The organism is Marinobacterium sp. YM272, assembly GCF_050908845.1.
Lineage (GTDB): Bacteria > Pseudomonadota > Gammaproteobacteria > Pseudomonadales > Balneatricaceae > Marinobacterium_D.
The window spans coordinates 3,966,712-3,983,329 of record NZ_CP194171.1 but is presented as its reverse complement, the minus strand read 5'-3'; the positions used below and the strand labels follow the sequence as shown (position 1 = coordinate 3,983,329).

Sequence of the window (16,618 nt, the reverse complement as noted above, 5' to 3'; positions counted from 1 at the left end):
TTCATAGATAGACAGGCTGGCTAACAATGTTGCGAATCGTCGAGGAAGCTCTCACTTTTGATGATGTTTTGCTGGTGCCTGGTTACTCCGAAGTCCTGCCCAAAAGCGTTTCGTTGAAGACCCGACTGACCAAGGGAATCGAGCTCAATATCCCGTTGGTCTCTTCGGCGATGGATACAGTAACCGAAGCGCGTCTTGCGATTGCGATGGCACAGGAAGGCGGTATCGGGGTTATCCACAAGAACCTGACGGTAGAAGAACAGGCTGCCCAGGTTCGCAAGGTTAAGAAATACGAGTCCGGCATCGTCACCGATCCGGTAACCTGCACCTCAGAAACCACGGTGCGCGAGGTTCTCGATCTTGCCGACCAGTACGGTTTCTCCGGTTTCCCGGTGGTTGATGGCAACGAACTTGTCGGTATTGTCACCAGCCGCGACGTTCGTTTCGAAAGCGATCTGGATGCCCGGGTCGGCAAAATCATGACCCAGAAAGAGAAGCTGGTCACGGCTCGCGAAGGCGAAGACACCTCGGTGATCAGTGATCTGCTGCGCAGGCACCGCATCGAGAAGATCCTGCTGGTTGATGATAACTTTGCCCTGCGTGGCATGGTGACCGTCAAGGATATGAACAAGGCGCAGGCGTTCCCGAACGCGGCGAAAGACAGTCAGGGTCGCCTGATCGTCGGTGCTGCTGTCGGTACTGGTGCCGAGACTGAAGATCGTGTCGCTGCGCTGGCCGCTGCAGGCGTGGACATGATCGTTGTTGATACTGCGCACGGTCACTCCAAGGGTGTTATCGATCGCGTCGCCTGGGTTAAGCAGAACTTCCCTCAGGTGCAGGTCGTGGGCGGCAACATCGCCACCGCTGAAGCGGCCATCGCACTGGCTGAAGCCGGCGCGGATGGCGTCAAGGTCGGTATCGGTCCGGGCTCTATCTGTACTACCCGTATCGTTGCCGGTATCGGCGTTCCGCAGATCTCCGCTGTCGCCAACGTGGCGGAAGCGCTCAAGGATCGCGGTATCCCGCTGATCGCCGATGGCGGTATCCGTTTCTCCGGTGATATCGGCAAGGCGATCGCTGCCGGTGCATCTGCGGTGATGGTCGGCTCCATGCTGGCCGGTACCGATGAAGCGCCGGGCGAAGTGGAACTGTTCCAGGGCCGCGCATTCAAGTCTTACCGTGGTATGGGTTCCCTGGGCGCCATGTCCGGCAGCACCGGTTCTTCCGACCGCTATTTCCAGGACGCCAAAGCGGGTGTCGACAAGCTGGTTCCGGAAGGAATCGAAGGCCGCGTACCCTGTAAGGGGCCGATGGGCGGCGTAGTGCATCAGCTGATGGGTGGCCTGCGTGCCTCCATGGGCTACACCGGCTGCGCGACCGTGGACGAGATGCGTACCAAGCCCAAGTTTGTACGCATCACCAGCGCGGGCATCGGCGAGAGCCATGTCCACGATGTGAGCATTACCAAAGAGGCGCCGAACTACCGTATCGGCTAACGCTAAATAGAAATAGCGACCAGAGTGGGGCGAGTGCCGCCCCACTTTTCGTTTCTGGCGCTGTAAAACTGCGGGTTTCGGTGGAGTTACCTGAGATGTCCAAAGATATTCACGCACAACGTATCCTGATTCTTGATTTCGGTTCGCAGTACACCCAGCTGATTGCACGTCGCGTGCGTGAGATCGGTGTCTATTCCGAGGTTCATGCCTTCGACATGACCGAAGAGGAGATTCGGGAGTTCGCACCCAAGGGGATTATCCTGGCGGGTGGTCCCGAGTCGGTCACTGAGCTGGATTCACCGCGAGCACCGGCCTGCGTTTTTGATATGGGCATTCCGGTGCTGGGTATCTGCTACGGCATGCAGACCATGGCCACTCAGCTCGGCGGCAGTGTCTCCAGCTCGGACAAGCGCGAATTCGGTTATGCCCGCGTTCGCCTGGCCGATAGCCCGAGCCGTCTGCTTGAGGGTATCGAAGATCACATCGCCAACAACGGCGCGCTCTCTCTCGATGTGTGGATGAGCCACGGCGATAAGGTGGTCGATCTGCCGGAAGGCTTCCACGTGATTGCCGGCACTGAATCTGCGCCTGTATCTGCAATGTGCGATCCGAAGCGCAGTCTCTACGGTGTACAGTTCCACCCGGAAGTGACGCACACCAAACAGGGCCTGCGCATCCTTGAGCGTTTCGTGCGCGAGATCTGTGATACCGAGGCGCTGTGGACGCCGGCCCGCATCATCGATGACCTGATCGAAAAAGTGCGTGACCAGGTGGGCGACGCGAAGGTGCTGCTCGGTCTGTCCGGCGGTGTCGACTCCTCAGTCGTAGCGGCGCTGCTACATAAGGCGATCGGCGATCGACTGACCTGCGTATTCGTCGATAACGGTCTGCTGCGTAAGCATGAAGGCGATCAGGTGATGGAGATGTTTGCGCGCAACATGGGCGTGAACGTGATCCGCTCCGACGCTGAGGATCAGTTCCTGAGTCGTCTGGGCGGCGTCAATGACCCTGAAGCCAAGCGTAAGATCATCGGTAACACCTTTATCGAGGTGTTCGATTATGAAGCGGCGCGTCTGACTGACTGCCGGTTCCTGGCCCAGGGCACCATCTACCCGGACGTGATCGAGTCCGCCGCTGCCAAGACCGGCAAGGCGCACGTGATCAAGTCGCACCACAACGTGGGCGGCCTGCCGGAAGATATGAAGTTCGAGCTGGTCGAGCCGCTGCGCGAACTGTTCAAGGATGAAGTACGCAAGATCGGTCTGGAACTGGGTCTGCCGTACGACATGGTCTACCGTCACCCCTTCCCGGGACCGGGTCTGGGTGTGCGTATCCTTGGCGAAGTCAAAAAGGAATATGCCGACATCCTGCGTGAAGCTGACGCGATCTTCATTGAAGAGCTGCATAACGCGGACTGGTACCACAAAACCAGCCAGGCATTCGCCGTGTTCCTGCCGGTGAAGTCCGTGGGTGTTGTCGGTGACGGCCGTCGCTACGAGTACGTGATCGCACTGCGCGCCGTGGAAACAATCGACTTCATGACCGCACGCTGGGCGCACCTGCCGTATGAGCTGCTGGAGAAGGTTTCCAGCCGTATCATTAACGAGATCGCGCAGGTGTCCCGTGTCACTTACGACGTATCGAGCAAGCCGCCTGCCACCATCGAGTGGGAGTGATGCTTCGGTATTAGTCTGGTTTTAAAAAGGCCCGCATTCGCGGGCTTTTTTTGGGTTTGAGAAAGGCTTTAGAGTTCGGGTATGAGCGTTGTGCAAGGTGAAGAATCTCAGGGTAAGACGTCGCAGGACGAGCGCTGGATGGAGCAGGCGCTACTTCTGGCTGAACGTGCAGCCGAACTGGACGAGGTTCCGGTAGGCGCGCTGGTGGTGCTTGATGGCGAGGTTATCGGTGAGGGCTGGAACCGGCCGATCAGCGGCTGCGACCCGACCGCTCATGCCGAGATTCTGGCGCTGCGAGATGCGGCTGCCAGGGTGGGTAACTATCGCCTGGTCGGGGCTGATCTCTATGTGACCATCGAGCCCTGCTCCATGTGTGCCGGTGCGATAGTCCATGCCCGTATCCGCCGTGTTGTCTTCGGTGCAAGCGAGCCCAAGGCCGGGGTCGTAGCCAGCCGCGGAGCGTTTTTTGATCAACCCTGGCTGAATCATCGGGTGCTCTGGCAGGGTGGAGTACTCGGGCAACGCTGCAGTGAGCGCATCAGCGAGTTTTTCGCCCGGCGGCGCGAGCAGAAACGACTCGAACGGGAGCTAAAGCGCAGTCGGGACGAGGAGCTATAGGGCGGGCAGCAGCTCTTGGATCTCGTCCTCCGTGGTCTGCTCAGTGTCTGGCTCTTCTGACGGCGGTGCCTCGGGGCGGGTGGCTGCAGTGCCGTGGCTTCTGCGGGCCTGGGCGACCTGTTCTTCCCAGCGCAGCATCTCCATGTACTTGCGGATATTCGCTACGTAGGTCACAGGTTCGTAACCCCGGGCGTAGCCGTACCTCAGGGTTGAATAGTATTTCTCGTTGGACAGCAAGGGCAGGTATTCGCGCACGTGCTGCCAGCGATCGGGATCCTTGCCCTCGCGCTGGGTCAGAATACGCGCATCTTCCAGGTGACCGAAGCCGATGTTGTACCCTGCCAGCGCAAACCAGGTGTGGTCCGGTTCCGGGATTCGGTCGGGGATCTTGGCGCGCACGCTAACCAGGTATTCGGCGCCACCTAGAATACTCAGGCGTGGATCGGTGCGGTCGCTGACGCCGACTTCACCGGCCGCGTCGTTGGTCAGCATCATGATGCCTTTCACCCCGGTGGGGGAGACCGCATCGGCTTTCCAGTGAGATTCCTGGTAGGCGATGGCGGCCAGTAACAGGTGGTCTATCCCGGTTTCCTGTTCGGCCAGCATGAAGAACTGCTCCAATGGGGCGTAGCGCTCCTCCAGTGCCCGGCGAAATTCGCTGGTGTCGAAAAAGTTAAGCTGGTTCTGGCGTGAGAAATAGCGCTCTTCGAGTGTGTCGATCAGCTGTCGAGTTTCCGGCAGGGCGAAAAACTCGTCTACGGCCTGCTTCAGTGAGCCGTCGTAATGCTTGGGCAGCATCCAGGCGATCGGCTGGGGATTCTCCAGTTCAAACCCCTTGGCCAGGCCCGGGTAAAACGACTTTTGTGCATCGAAGACTGCCGAGTCCATGACGGTAAAGTCGATGCTGCCGTCATGGACCTTGTTGAGCAGTTCGCTGGCGGCATCATCTTCCGATGCCAGCCACTGCAGCTCGGGGTGGTTTTTCTGCAGCCTGGTCAGAAGCTCTGCCTGGGCCGAGTCCTGCAGTACCAGAATCGTCTTGCCGAACAGGTCGTCCAGAGATTCTGGCCGGGACTGTCCCTGACGGATGCGATAGATAACCGTTGGCGCGCTTTTACGATAGGGCGGCCCGAAGTCGAACTGTTTGCGGCGTTTGTCGGAAATAGTCAGGTTTGAAGCCGCCAGGTGGGCGTTGCGCATGCGCATGGTTTCAAACAGGTCGGCAAAGGTCGGTGGGATGACCAGCTCCAGTCGCACGCCGAGATGATCGGCGAATGCGCGCGCCAGCTCATACTCGAACCCGGCCGGGCGGCCTTTGTCGATGTAGTAGGTCATCGGCATGTTGCGGGTGGCAACGCGCAGGACCCCTTTGCTCTTGATCGCTTCCAGTTGTGTTGGTGTGTTTACGCTGATCAAAACCAACAGGAAGGCGATGGCGGTCAGGCCCCAGAAATAGATCAGTGCACGAAAGTGCGGTTTTTGGCGGAGTACAAACATCTCTCAGCTCTTCTGGTTCCCATGTCCGCGATCAGGTAAAATTCGGGCCTTATTATCCGCTGTCACCGCCTGCCCCGGCAGGTCTATCAAGAGGCTCGAAACTAACATGCTCGTACTGCGTGGAGCGCCCGCTCTCTCAGCTTTCCGTCATGACAAACTGCTAACGCTGCTCAGCGAAAAACTGAGCACTGTCACCGGTGTCTATGCTGAATACGTTCACTTCGCCGATCTCTCTGCGGACCTGGACGAGCAGGAACAGCAGGTGCTTGATCGTATCCTGCGATATGGTCCCAACGCCAGTACAGAAGAGCCAAAAGGCGATATATATCTGGTAGTTCCGCGTCCTGGCACCATTTCCCCCTGGTCTAGCAAGGCAACGGACATTGCTCACAACTGTGGTCTCGACAAGGTGCTTCGTCTGGAGCGCGGTGTCGCCTACTACGTTCAGTGCAGCGGGGAGCTGACTGCAGAAGGGCGCGAAACTGTCTCTGCTTTGATTCACGATCGTATGGTAGAAGCCGTACTGGATTCTGTCGATGCTGCAACTGCGCTGTTCCGTCATGAGCAGCCGCGACCGATGTCGACGGTGGATATCCTGGGCGGCGGTCGTGAAGCCCTTGTCACTGCCAACAGCGAGCTTGGCCTGGCGCTGGCGGAAGACGAGATCGATTACCTGGTGACAAGCTTTACCGAGCTGGGACGCAATCCCAACGATGTAGAGCTGATGATGTTCGCCCAGGCGAACTCCGAGCACTGCCGCCACAAGATTTTCAACGCCTCCTGGGATATCGACGGAGAAGCCCAGGAACACTCGCTGTTTGGCATGATCCGCAACACCTACAACGAAGGTGGCGAGAATGTCCTGTCCGCATACAAGGACAATGCGGCGGTGATGGTCGGCCATCATGCAGGTCGTTTTTTCCCGACCCCGCAGAGCCACGAGTACGGTTATTCGCAGGAAGATATCCACATCCTGATGAAGGTGGAGACCCACAACCATCCGACGGCCATTGCACCCTTTTCCGGTGCGGCGACCGGTTCCGGTGGTGAAATCCGTGACGAAGGTGCCACCGGTCGAGGTGCCAAGCCGAAAGCGGGTCTGACCGGCTTTACCGTATCCGACCTTAACATCCCGGGCTTCGAGCAGCCCTGGGAATCCGGCTACGGCAAGCCGGAGCGCATCGTTTCTCCGCTGGATATCATGCTGGAAGGCCCGATCGGTGGCGCTGCATTCAACAACGAATTCGGTCGACCGAACCTGGTGGGTTACTTCCGTACCTTCGAGCAGAAGGTAAACGGTGCTGCCGGCGAAGAGGTACGCGGCTACCACAAGCCGATCATGATCGCGGGCGGCATGGGTAACATCCGTGGCGACCATGTGGAAAAAGGCGAGATTACCGTAGGCGCCAAGCTGATCTGTCTGGGCGGTCCGGCGATGCTGATCGGTCTGGGTGGTGGCGCTGCTTCCTCCATGTCATCCGGCAGCTCATCCGCGGACCTGGATTTTGCCTCGGTTCAGCGCGGTAACCCGGAGCTGGAACGCCGCTGTCAGGAGGTGATCGATCAGTGCTGGCAGCTGGGTGATACCAACCCGATCGCCTTTATCCACGATGTGGGTGCCGGTGGTCTGTCCAATGCGTTCCCGGAACTGGTCAAAGATGGTGGTCGCGGTGGCGACTTTAACCTGCGCAACGTGAACAACGATGAGCCGGGTATGTCGCCGCTGGAGATCTGGTGTAACGAAGCGCAGGAGCGCTACGTTATGGCGGTCAAGCCGGAAGACCTGGCCCGCTTTGAGGAGATCTGCAAACGTGAGCGCTGCCCTTACGCTGTGGTTGGTGAAGCTACAGAAGACCACCACCTGACGCTTGGCGATACTCACTTCGAGAACAAGCCGGTGGATCTGCCGATGAGCGTGCTGTTCGGCAAACCGCCGAAAATGCACCGCAGCGTGGAACGCATCGCATACGAAGTGCCGGAGTTCGATGCCGGCAAAATCGACATGGGTGAAGCGATCGAGCGCGTACTTAAGCTGCCGGCGGTTGCATCCAAGTCTTTCCTGATCACCATCGGTGACCGCTCCATCACCGGTCAGGTGGCACGTGACCAGATGGTCGGTCCCTGGCAGGTGCCTGTGGCTGACTGTGCGGTGACTACCAGCAGCTACGAAGGCTACACCGGTGAAGCGATGAGCATGGGTGAGCGCACGCCGCTGGCGCTGGTCGATGCACCGGCCTCCGGCCGCATGGCGATCGGTGAAACCCTGACCAACCTGGCGGGTGCGCCGATCAGCGATATCTCCGACATCAAACTGTCCGCGAACTGGATGTGCGCCGCAGGCCACCCAGGCGAAGACGAAAAGCTGTATGACACCGTCAAGGCGGTCGGCATGGAGTTGTGTCCGCAGCTGGGGATTACTATTCCGGTCGGTAAGGACTCCATGTCCATGCGTACCGTTTGGGAAGACGACGGCGAACAGAAGAGTGTCACAGCGCCCATGTCGCTGATCATCTCCGGTTTCGCTCCGGTGACCGACGCGCGCGCCGTGCTGACGCCGCAGTTGCGTACCGACAAGGGTGAGACCGACCTGATCCTGCTGGACCTGGGGGGCGGTCAGAACCGTCTGGGCCTGTCTGCGCTGGCACAGGTGTACAACGAAGTCGGCCGTGATGTGCCTGACGTTGATGACGCCGAACAGCTGGCCACCTTCTTCGCGGCCGTTCAGGAGCTCAACAAGCAGGGGCTGCTACTGGCTTACCATGACCGCGCCGATGGCGGTCTGCTGGCAACGGTTGCCGAGATGGCGTTTGCCGGCCGTACAGGTGTGGATCTGAGCCTGGACCTGCTCGCCTCCAATGAATCAGAGCTTGTGGCTGCACTGTTCTCGGAAGAGCTGGGTGCGGTCGTGCAGATTCGTCGCGAGGATACCGAACAGGTTCTGACCGAGCTGAATGCGGCAGGTCTGGGTGATGTGGCCAAGGTGGTTGGTGCTCTGAACCCGGACGATCAGCTGAATATCTTCTTCGATGATGAAGAGATCTACTCGGCCGGCCGGGTACAGTTGCAGCGCTGGTGGGCAGAGACCTCTTACCGTATGCAGGCGCTGCGTGATAACTCCGAATGTGCAGTGCAGGAGTTTGATGCATTGCTGGACCGTGAAGACCCGGGGCTGCATGCCGATCTGAGCTTCGATATCGATGAAGATGTTGCGGCACCGTTCATCGCCAGCGGCGCCAGGCCGAAAGTGGCTGTGCTGCGTGAGCAGGGTGTAAACGGTCAGATCGAAATGGGTGCGGCATTTGATCGTGCCGGCTTCGCTGCTGTAGATGTTCACATGAGCGATATTCTCAGTGGTAACGTCACTCTGGATCAGTTCAAGGGCCTGGTGGCCTGCGGTGGTTTCTCCTACGGTGATGTCCTCGGTGCCGGTGAAGGCTGGGCCAAGTCTATCCTCTTTAACGCCCGTGCACGGGAACAGTTTGCCGGGTTCTTTACCCGCGAAGACACTATTGCTCTGGGCGTCTGCAATGGCTGCCAGATGCTCTCCAACCTGCACGAGCTGATTCCGGGTGCCGATCTCTGGCCGCACTTCGTGCGTAACCAGTCCGAGCAGTTCGAGGCGCGTGTCGCGATGGTGGAGGTTCAGTCCTCACCGTCTATCTTCCTGGAGGGTATGGCCGGCTCCCGGATGCCGATCGCGGTTGCCCATGGTGAAGGTCAGGCCGAGTTCCGTGACGCACAGCACCTGGCTGCGCTGGAGAACTCGGGCGCGGTTGCGCTGCGCTATGTGGATAACCGTGGCGAACTGACGACCCGCTACCCCGCTAACCCGAACGGTTCGCCGAACGGCATCACCGGTATCACCACGCCGGATGGACGCGTCACCATCATGATGCCGCATCCTGAGCGAGTCTTCCGGGCGATTCAGAATTCCTGGGCGCCGGATGAGTGGCAGGAAGATGGTGCCTGGATGCGGATGTTCCGTAATGCCAGAGTACGTCTGGGCTGATAGTCCGGGATTTGAAAAAGGGCGGCCACTTGGTCGCCCTTTTTAGTTGTGGCCAGCTGAGGGAATGATGCCGGTGCCGATGCCCTCGGCGCGAGGGTGAGTTTCCTGCAGATACAAAAAAAGCCGGCAGATGCCGGCTTTTTTGTCAGGAAGCGTGCGATTACTGCTCTACGCGCTTGCTACCCATGATTTCAACGTCTACACGACGGTCCGGACGCAGGCAGGCGATCAGCTCGGCGCCGCGGCCAGTGCAGTTAGCAACCGGAGCGGATTCGCCCAGGAAGCCGATGCTCATTTTGCTGGAATCAACACCAGCGTCTGCCAGTTCAGCGGCAACCGCTTCAGCACGACGCTTGGACAGCTGCTGGTTGTATTCGCTGCTACCGATCGGGTCAGCGTGACCAACCAGGTTTACTTCTTCCAGGCTGGACAGGGTGCCGATGTAGTTAACGATGTTGGAGGTATCGCCAACTTCGGTGCTGTCGAAGTCGAAGTAGAGAGCGAACTTCTTGGTGTCATCCATCATGACATAAGCCGGAGCAACGGGCTTAGGTTCCGGCTCGGCCATGGCAACTTTGCCGTCACAACCTACGACTGCTTTATCTTCAGTCCAGGATGAGTCATGCCAGCACTCACCGAAGCCGGTGCGCCAGATGGTGTCCGCGCTGTTTGTAACGTAACCCGCATTTTCCTCGTGTGCCTGGGCCAGTGATGCGCCCATAGCCAGAGTCAGGCCTGCAGCAATCGCAAATTTTTTCATCATCATCATATCCTTGTGACAGTCTTTATCAATTTGTCTACAACGTATAGACCATTAGTATTGAATTTTCCTTAATCTTGGTAAATACCTTGTTCGTCCTTATTTTACCAGTTTTGCCTCAAGGCAGAACTTTTTTAAACGGTTTCACGGTTACACTTTTGTATACGCCCCCTTGCATATACGGATCGGCATCTGCCCAGCTTTTCGCCTCTTCCAGAGAGTCGAACTCTGCGATGATCAGGCTGCCGGTGAAACCGGCCGGGCCAGGATCGCTACTATCGATGGCGGGGCAGGGGCCAGCCAGCAACAGCTTGCCATGTTCCTTGAGCTGTTCCAAGCGTGCCAAGTGGTCCGGCCGGACCTCAAGGCGTTTGTTCAACGAATTTTCTTTATCTTCCGCTACGATTGCGTAATACATCGTTAATCCCTGTCCATTCTCAGTCTTGGTTGGGTTGTTGCGGCATATGTCGGGAGATGTAGACCCCCTGACCCAGAATAAACAACAGCGTCAATCCCAGCATTCCGAACAGCTTGAAGTTGACCCAGGTGGCCTCGCTAAAGCCATAAGCGACGATCAGGTTAAGGATGCCCATTGCCGTAAAGAACAATACCCAGCCGATATTCAGGCGGCGCCAGGTCTGCTGAGCCAGTTCTATGCTGTTTTCCATCAATCGCTGTACCACCGTTTTGCTACCTATAAAGTGGCTGCCGAGGAAGGCGATGCCAAATAACCAGTTCACGATTGTGGGTTTCCACTGAATAAATGCCTTGTCGTGAAAAATGATCGTAGCTCCACCGAGAAGGACAACCAGCACAAGCGTGACGAGTTGCATTTTTTCTATACGGTGTTGTTTAAACCATGTATAGGCCATTTGAGCGAGTGTGGCCGGAATCAGCACTGCGGTCGCGAGGATGATGTCCCCTGTCATCTTGTAAACGACAAAAAAGACGATAACAGGCAGGAAATCGAGTAGAATTTTCATAGTATCCAAGGATGGTTGTTGTCTCTAATAGTATAAAGGGCGCCCGTAGAGAGTGAAACAGTACGCTGGTTACGATTTACACACTCACAGTACGGCTTCCGACGGGGCGCTGGCTCCCGCGGCCCTGGTCCGGGCTGCCTATGAGGCCGGGGTTCGTCAGTTGGCGCTCACCGATCATGATACGCTGGCGGGGCTGGATGAGGCCGCGCGTGAAGCCAGTGGTTATGAGGATATGCAGTTTTATCCGGGAGTGGAGCTTACCTGCATCTGGCGGGGGCGGGTTATACATCTCCTGGGTGTGGGTATAGACCCGCAAGCGCCGGTCTTTGTCGACTATATGAAAGAGCTGCGTTGCCTGCGTGCAGCGCGGGCGGAAAAAATAGCCGAGCGTCTGGTGAAAAAAGGTTTGCCTGACATACTGGAAGCGGCGCGGAAAATAGCGGGCAGCGGCCAAATAGGGCGGCCTCATTTTGCCCAGGCGCTGATCGATAAAGGTGTGGTAACAACTGCCCAGCAGGCATTTGATCTGTGGCTGGGGGCCGGTAAGGCCGGTGATGTAAAAGCAGAATGGCCCTCTCTCGAAGAGGCGGTGCACCTGGTTAAATCGGCTTCCGGCTATGCCCTTGTGGCCCATCCGACTAAATATAATATGACATTCACGCGCCTGAGGGAGTTAATGGATGCCGTTATCCAGGCCGGTGGGGATGGGCTGGAGGTCAGTTATCCGGGGGTTACGCCCAATCACCTTCGGGATCTGCTCAACCTGGCCGATAGAAAATCACTGCTTGTTTCAGCGGGAAGCGATTTTCACTCGCCGGCACAGCGCTGGACAGCACTCGGTCGCTTTTCTGCGTTTACCAGTTCACGCCACCTGCTAAGCTGTTTATAGAGCTTTTAAGTTATAGAGTCTTTTAGCCTGACATAGGGGCCGCAGGGGCGCTGGTCGACCTGAATGCATGAGTGCGTGTACCCGCACCTCCCCCGATCTTGGTGCTGTATATCCTATGAAAGAGAGTAATCAGGAGTCTGAGTTGAGTCAGCTTTTTCAGATCCATCCCGTTAATCCACAGTCGCGTCTTATTCAGCAGGCTGTCGATATAATTCGCTCGGGTGGGGTTATCGTTTATCCGACCGACTCCGCTTACGCGCTCGGTTGTCATTTGGGTGACAAAAAAGCGGTAGATCGCATTAAGCGAATACGTCAGCTTGATGACAAACACAACTTTACGCTTGTATGCGGCGACCTGTCAGAGCTGTCCACTTATGCCAAGGTGGATAACCAGGCATTTCGTGCGATTAAAGCCCATACTCCCGGGCAGTATACGTTTATTTTGAATGCGACCAGCGAGGTGCCGCGACGTTTGTTGCACCCCAAGCGGAGAACCATCGGTATACGTATTCCTGATAATCCTATTGCACTGGCATTAGCGGATGCCCTCGGCGAGCCGATAATGAGTACGACGCTGCTTATGCCGGGAGACGATATGCCATTAACGGACCCTTATGAAATCAGGGATCTGCTTCAGCATGAGGTTGATCTGGTTATTGATGGTGGCTTCTGTGGTATGGAGGCAACAACCGTGGTTAGTCTCTTAAACGAGCTGCCAGAGGTAATTCGTCAGGGAGCCGGTGATAGTTCTGTCTTTGATTAAAATGGCTTGATCGAGGTTTTTATAAAAACTCTGTCTGGAGTTCTTGCAAATGGTCATTTATTAACGATAATTGCCATTATATTTAGTATCGAATGGCTGAAGAGATTAAAATGACAGACTTCATCAAGACACTTACGCGTAAAAACTCCCTTCGTAAGCAGACTCAGGAACTGGGCGTTGCTGAAATCGAAAAGGTTATGTCTGACCTGACTGATATTCTCGAAGAGCGTCGTGCCGAGGAAGCTGCGCAGGCAGAAGCAGAAGCAGCCAAGGCAGCGGCTATCGATGCGATCCGTAAGCAGATGTTGGAAGCGGGTGTTGATCTCAGTGAACTGGCCGACCAGGTCGACTCATCGCCACGCAAGAGCGTAAAAGCTAAATACGTTATCGAAGTCGATGGCGAAGAACATTACTGGTCTGGTCGCGGACGTACGCCGGTTGTGTTTGCTGACTACATGAAAGAACAAGGTATCGAAAAGGATCAGCTGCCGACTGTTAGCTGATTCTTTACTGTTTTTTAAAAATAAAGCTCTTCGGCCTGAATGCTGAGGAGCTTTTTTAGTTTGAGGCGACGTCAGAATGCAAGATGAAAAGCTGCAAAAGGTTTTGGCGCGCTCCGGTTTGGGCTCACGTCGTGAGATGGAGCGTTATATTAGTGAAGGGCGAGTAACGATCAATGGCGAGTCGGCCCAACTCGGTGATCGTGTGAAAGAGGGTGATGAGGTTACAGTCGATGGCCGTTCCGTGCCGCTTGTATACTCATCCGAAAGTCCCTGTCGCGTACTGATTTACAATAAGCCGGTGGGTGAGGTTTGTACCCGTCATGATCCTGAGGGGCGGCCCACGGTATTTGATAATCTGCCGCCACTTAAAGTTGGGCGCTGGATAGTGATCGGCCGGCTGGATATAAACACCACCGGACTTCTGATTTTTACCACGGATGGTGAATTAGCCAACAGCATGATGCACCCCTCGGCGAATATCGACCGGGAGTATGCGGTGCGTGTGCTGGGTACTGTCGATGAGCCGATGCTGGAGCGTCTTAAGCAGGGAGTGCTGCTTGAAGACGGCATGGCGAACTTCAGTGACGTGCAGTTCTTTGACGGTGAAGGGGCCAATAAATGGTACCACTGTGTCGTCATGGAGGGGCGTAACCGTGAGGTTCGTCGCCTTTGGGAATCACAGGGACTGCAGGTTAACCGGCTGAAGCGGGTACGTTTTGGTCCGGTATTTCTGCCCTCCGACGTGAAGGTCGGTACCTGGCGCGAGTTGGGTGTAACCGAGATCAATGTGCTGCGTGATGAGCTGGCACTGGAACGGATTAAACCCCAGGCCCGCTCCCGGGAAGAGCAGATCGATCAGAAACGTCGTTACACCCGTCAGCGTGCCCGCCAAACCACCGAAAAACAGGTGCCTGAACGTCAGCACACCAAACCTCGGGGCCGGTCGGTGGGGCGCCGTGTAGGTAAGAAGCGCTAAGGCTTATGCATAAAAAACGCTGCTCGAAAGGCAGCGTTTTTTTTGTGGGTGGAATGCTGTCAGGCCTGTCCATTGCCCTGGGCATCCAGAGATTCGCCATTGACCTGTTTGCTGTCCGGCCCCATAAGATACAGGTAGGCTGGCATGATCTCTTCCGGTGTCGGGTTGGTCTCCGGCGGTTCGGCCGGGTAGGCGTAAGCACGCATGGCGGTGCGGGTAGCGCCCGGATTGATGCAGTTCACCCGGATCTGGGACACGTTTTCCAACTCGTCCGCCATTACCTGGCTCATTCCCTCTGTGGCGAATTTCGATACCGCGTACGCGCCCCAGTGAGCACGGCCTTTGCGGCCAACCCCAGAGGAGGTGAAGATGACGCTGGCATCTTCGGCTCTGTGTAGCAGCGGCATGAGGGTCTGGGTCAGCAGGAACGGCGCGTTAACATTCACCTGCATCACCTGCTGCCAGATAATCGGGTCATAGTTTTCCAGCGGTGTTCTGACGCCAAGAATACCGGCGTTGTGCAGGATGCCATCCAGGTGCCCGAATGTCTCTTCCAGCTGGTTGGTCAGTTCGATGTAGTCATGTTCGGCGGCGGTTTCCAGGTTCATCGGCACTATGGCCGGCTGTGGATAACCCTGGGCCTCCAGGTCGTCGTAGACTTTTTCCAGTTTTTCCAGCGTGCGTCCGAGGAGAATGACGGTGGCGCCGTGAGCAGCATAGGCGTGCGCGGCCGCTTTGCCGATACCGTCTCCGGCACCGGTGACCAGGATAATGCGGCCGGCGAGCAGGTCCTGCGGAGCGTTATAGGTGAACATCGTCGTACAGCTTCCTTATCAACTTGTTACAGGCAGTTTAGCAGTGCGCCCAGCTCCCGAGTATCCCGGATGACATGGTCTGCCTGCCAGGACTCGGGGTCATCATCTTTGTGCAGATAGCCCCAGGCGCAGGCAATGGTAGGCATGCCGGCGGCCAGTCCCGCTTCGATGTCGCGCAGGTGGTCGCCCAGGTAGATCGCTTCCTCAGGACGACAGTGAAGTTGCTCGCAGGCGAGGTGGAGCGACTCGGGGTCGGGTTTGCGGTTGCTGACATGTTCGGGGCAGATCAGTGTGGCGCAGCGTCGGTCGAGCTTGAGTTTCTGCAGAATAAGACGGCTGAACCGCTCCGGCTTGTTGGTGACGATGCCCCAGGGGATTTCGCGTGCCTCAAGCTGTTCTAGCAGCTGCTCAAGCCCTTCGAACAGCCTGGCCTCAACCATCAGGTTGTGCTGGTAGAGGGTGAGAAACTCGGTCAGAAGCTGGTCGGTCTGCGCGGTGGTGGCCGGGAGGTCGAACGCCTGGCTAACCATGGCGCGCGCGCCCTCTGAGACGTACTGCCGGAAAGTGGCGCGATCAACAGGCGGGCGCTGTCGATCGGCCAGCATCTTGTCGATCACCCAGTAAAAATCGAGTGCAGTATCGAGCAGGGTGCCGTCCAGGTCGAACAGCACCGCCCGGACGGCTGGCATCAGAGGTCGCCCCGGCGTGTGGCGATCATGTAGTTGACGCTCACATCCTGGCTGTCCAGACGATAGGTCTGGGTGAGGGGGTTGTATACCAGCCCCGACATCTCGGTGATCGCCAGCTGGTTTTGCCGGATCCACTGGCCTAGTTCCGCCGGCCGGATAAATTTCTGGAAATCATGGGTGCCGTTGGGTACCAGCTTCAGGACGCGCTCGGCTCCCAGGATCGCGAACAGGTAGCTTTTCGGGTTGCGGTTCAGTGTCGAAAAGAACAGCTGTCCACCGGGCTTGGCCAGTTTGGCGCAGGCGGCGATGATCGAGGCAGGGTCCGGTACGTGCTCGAGCATCTCCATGCAGGTTACCACGTCGTAAGAGGCGGGCTCGTCGGCCGCCAGCTCTTCCACGGTGATCTGCCGGTAACGTACCTGCACACCGCTTTCCAGGCCATGCAGCTTGGCCACTTTTAACGGTGCTGCGCCCATGTCGATGCCGGTGACCTCGGCGCCGCGCTTGGCCATGGACTCCGACAGGATGCCGCCGCCGCAGCCCACATCCAATACGCGTTTACCGGCCAGGGGTGCAATGCGGTCGATAAAGCCTACACGCAACGGGTTGATGTCATGCAGGGGTTTGAACTCGCTCTCTTTATCCCACCAGCGGCTGGCCAGCTCTTCGAACTTGGCGATTTCCGCCGGATCGATATTTTGGGCCTGGTTTTCGGTCATGGGCAGCTCTCAGCATTCTCGAATAGAAAGGGGCGTAAATCGCGCATTCTAGCACCGCCCTCAAGGCGCGGAAAATTACTCGACCCTGTGAGTGTAAAGAGACCAGGAATTGTGAGTTGGCCCGGGCTGGGGGCGAGTGTATGGAACAGCATTGTGATATACTCGCGCGGTTAAAAATTACAGCGAATTTCCAGCTGTAAGCCTTACGAACCAAGGAAAGCTGAG

The 16,618-nt window shown here is 57.2% G+C and carries 15 protein-coding genes; 8 read left to right on the top strand and 7 right to left on the bottom strand.

Features of this window, described 5'->3' with window-relative positions; genetic code table 11:
• The first annotated feature begins 26 nt into the window (after nucleotides 1-26).
• The 3 genes from guaB (at nucleotide 27) to tadA (ending at nucleotide 3,790) form a co-directional block, all read left to right on the top strand.
• Nucleotides 27-1,496 carry an IMP dehydrogenase gene (gene guaB / locus ACQUQP_RS17740; protein ID WP_432696365.1) on the top strand — a complete coding sequence of 490 codons (1,470 nt, stop codon included), beginning with the start codon at nucleotides 27-29 and terminating at the stop codon, nucleotides 1,494-1,496.
• 95 nt (nucleotides 1,497-1,591) lie between these two features.
• Nucleotides 1,592-3,172 carry a glutamine-hydrolyzing GMP synthase gene (gene guaA, locus ACQUQP_RS17735; protein ID WP_432696364.1) on the top strand — a complete coding sequence of 527 codons (1,581 nt, stop codon included), beginning with the start codon at nucleotides 1,592-1,594 and terminating at the stop codon, nucleotides 3,170-3,172.
• A gap of 81 nt (nucleotides 3,173-3,253) precedes the next feature.
• On the top strand, nucleotides 3,254-3,790 hold the full coding sequence (tadA, locus tag ACQUQP_RS17730; RefSeq protein WP_432696363.1) for a tRNA adenosine(34) deaminase TadA: 537 nt from the start codon (nucleotides 3,254-3,256) through the stop codon (nucleotides 3,788-3,790).
• On the opposite strand, the gene mltF is transcribed toward tadA, so the two are convergent.
• The gene (gene mltF, locus ACQUQP_RS17725) at nucleotides 3,785-5,287 is read right to left on the bottom strand and encodes a membrane-bound lytic murein transglycosylase MltF (protein WP_432696362.1); all 1,503 of its coding nucleotides are present in this window, start codon (nucleotides 5,285-5,287) and stop codon (nucleotides 3,785-3,787) included. The two genes, tadA and mltF, sit on opposite strands and share 6 nt — an antisense overlap.
• Nucleotides 5,288-5,393: 106 nt before the next feature.
• Here mltF and purL point away from each other — a divergent pair, with 106 nt between their 5' ends.
• Nucleotides 5,394-9,296: a phosphoribosylformylglycinamidine synthase gene (gene purL, locus ACQUQP_RS17720; RefSeq protein ID WP_432696361.1), complete on the top strand. Its 3,903-nt coding sequence runs from the start codon at nucleotides 5,394-5,396 to the stop codon at nucleotides 9,294-9,296.
• 160 nt (nucleotides 9,297-9,456) lie between these two features.
• On the opposite strand, the gene ACQUQP_RS17715 is transcribed toward purL, so the two are convergent.
• From ACQUQP_RS17715 to ACQUQP_RS17705, 3 genes are all read right to left on the bottom strand, one after another.
• Complete coding sequence (locus ACQUQP_RS17715; protein ID WP_432696360.1) at nucleotides 9,457-10,059, bottom strand: OmpA family protein; 603 nt, start codon at nucleotides 10,057-10,059, stop codon at nucleotides 9,457-9,459.
• A gap of 115 nt (nucleotides 10,060-10,174) precedes the next feature.
• On the bottom strand, nucleotides 10,175-10,474 hold the full coding sequence (locus ACQUQP_RS17710; RefSeq protein ID WP_432696359.1) for a YciI family protein: 300 nt from the start codon (nucleotides 10,472-10,474) through the stop codon (nucleotides 10,175-10,177).
• 19 nt (nucleotides 10,475-10,493) lie between these two features.
• The gene (locus ACQUQP_RS17705; RefSeq protein ID WP_432696358.1) at nucleotides 10,494-11,039 is read right to left on the bottom strand and encodes a septation protein A; all 546 of its coding nucleotides are present in this window, start codon (nucleotides 11,037-11,039) and stop codon (nucleotides 10,494-10,496) included.
• Between the two features lie 52 nt (nucleotides 11,040-11,091).
• Between ACQUQP_RS17705 and ACQUQP_RS17700 the strand changes: the two genes are divergently transcribed.
• From ACQUQP_RS17700 to rluB, 4 genes are all read left to right on the top strand, one after another.
• Nucleotides 11,092-11,928 carry a PHP domain-containing protein gene (locus ACQUQP_RS17700; RefSeq protein WP_432696357.1) on the top strand — a complete coding sequence of 279 codons (837 nt, stop codon included), beginning with the start codon at nucleotides 11,092-11,094 and terminating at the stop codon, nucleotides 11,926-11,928.
• Between the two features lie 142 nt (nucleotides 11,929-12,070).
• Entirely contained in the window at nucleotides 12,071-12,691 is a 621-nt protein-coding gene (locus tag ACQUQP_RS17695; protein WP_432696356.1) for an L-threonylcarbamoyladenylate synthase, read from the top strand.
• A 110-nt stretch (nucleotides 12,692-12,801) separates the two neighbouring features.
• Nucleotides 12,802-13,194 carry an H-NS histone family protein gene (locus ACQUQP_RS17690; RefSeq protein ID WP_432696355.1) on the top strand — a complete coding sequence of 131 codons (393 nt, stop codon included), beginning with the start codon at nucleotides 12,802-12,804 and terminating at the stop codon, nucleotides 13,192-13,194.
• A 76-nt stretch (nucleotides 13,195-13,270) separates the two neighbouring features.
• Nucleotides 13,271-14,170, top strand: coding sequence for a 23S rRNA pseudouridine(2605) synthase RluB (rluB, locus tag ACQUQP_RS17685; RefSeq protein ID WP_432696354.1), 900 nt, complete (start codon nucleotides 13,271-13,273; stop codon nucleotides 14,168-14,170).
• 59 nt (nucleotides 14,171-14,229) lie between these two features.
• Here rluB and ACQUQP_RS17680 read toward each other — a convergent pair whose 3' ends face one another.
• The 3 genes from ACQUQP_RS17680 to ubiG are packed head-to-tail and all read right to left on the bottom strand — an operon-like array spanning nucleotide 14,230 to nucleotide 16,393.
• Nucleotides 14,230-14,985 carry a YciK family oxidoreductase gene (locus ACQUQP_RS17680; RefSeq protein ID WP_432696353.1) on the bottom strand — a complete coding sequence of 252 codons (756 nt, stop codon included), beginning with the start codon at nucleotides 14,983-14,985 and terminating at the stop codon, nucleotides 14,230-14,232.
• Between the two features lie 26 nt (nucleotides 14,986-15,011).
• On the bottom strand, nucleotides 15,012-15,674 hold the full coding sequence (locus ACQUQP_RS17675; RefSeq protein WP_432696352.1) for an HAD family hydrolase: 663 nt from the start codon (nucleotides 15,672-15,674) through the stop codon (nucleotides 15,012-15,014).
• Nucleotides 15,674-16,393 carry a bifunctional 2-polyprenyl-6-hydroxyphenol methylase/3-demethylubiquinol 3-O-methyltransferase UbiG gene (gene ubiG / locus ACQUQP_RS17670; RefSeq protein ID WP_432696351.1) on the bottom strand — a complete coding sequence of 240 codons (720 nt, stop codon included), beginning with the start codon at nucleotides 16,391-16,393 and terminating at the stop codon, nucleotides 15,674-15,676. The genes ACQUQP_RS17675 and ubiG overlap by 1 nt, the downstream gene beginning before the upstream one ends.
• Nucleotides 16,394-16,618 lie beyond the last annotated feature (225 nt).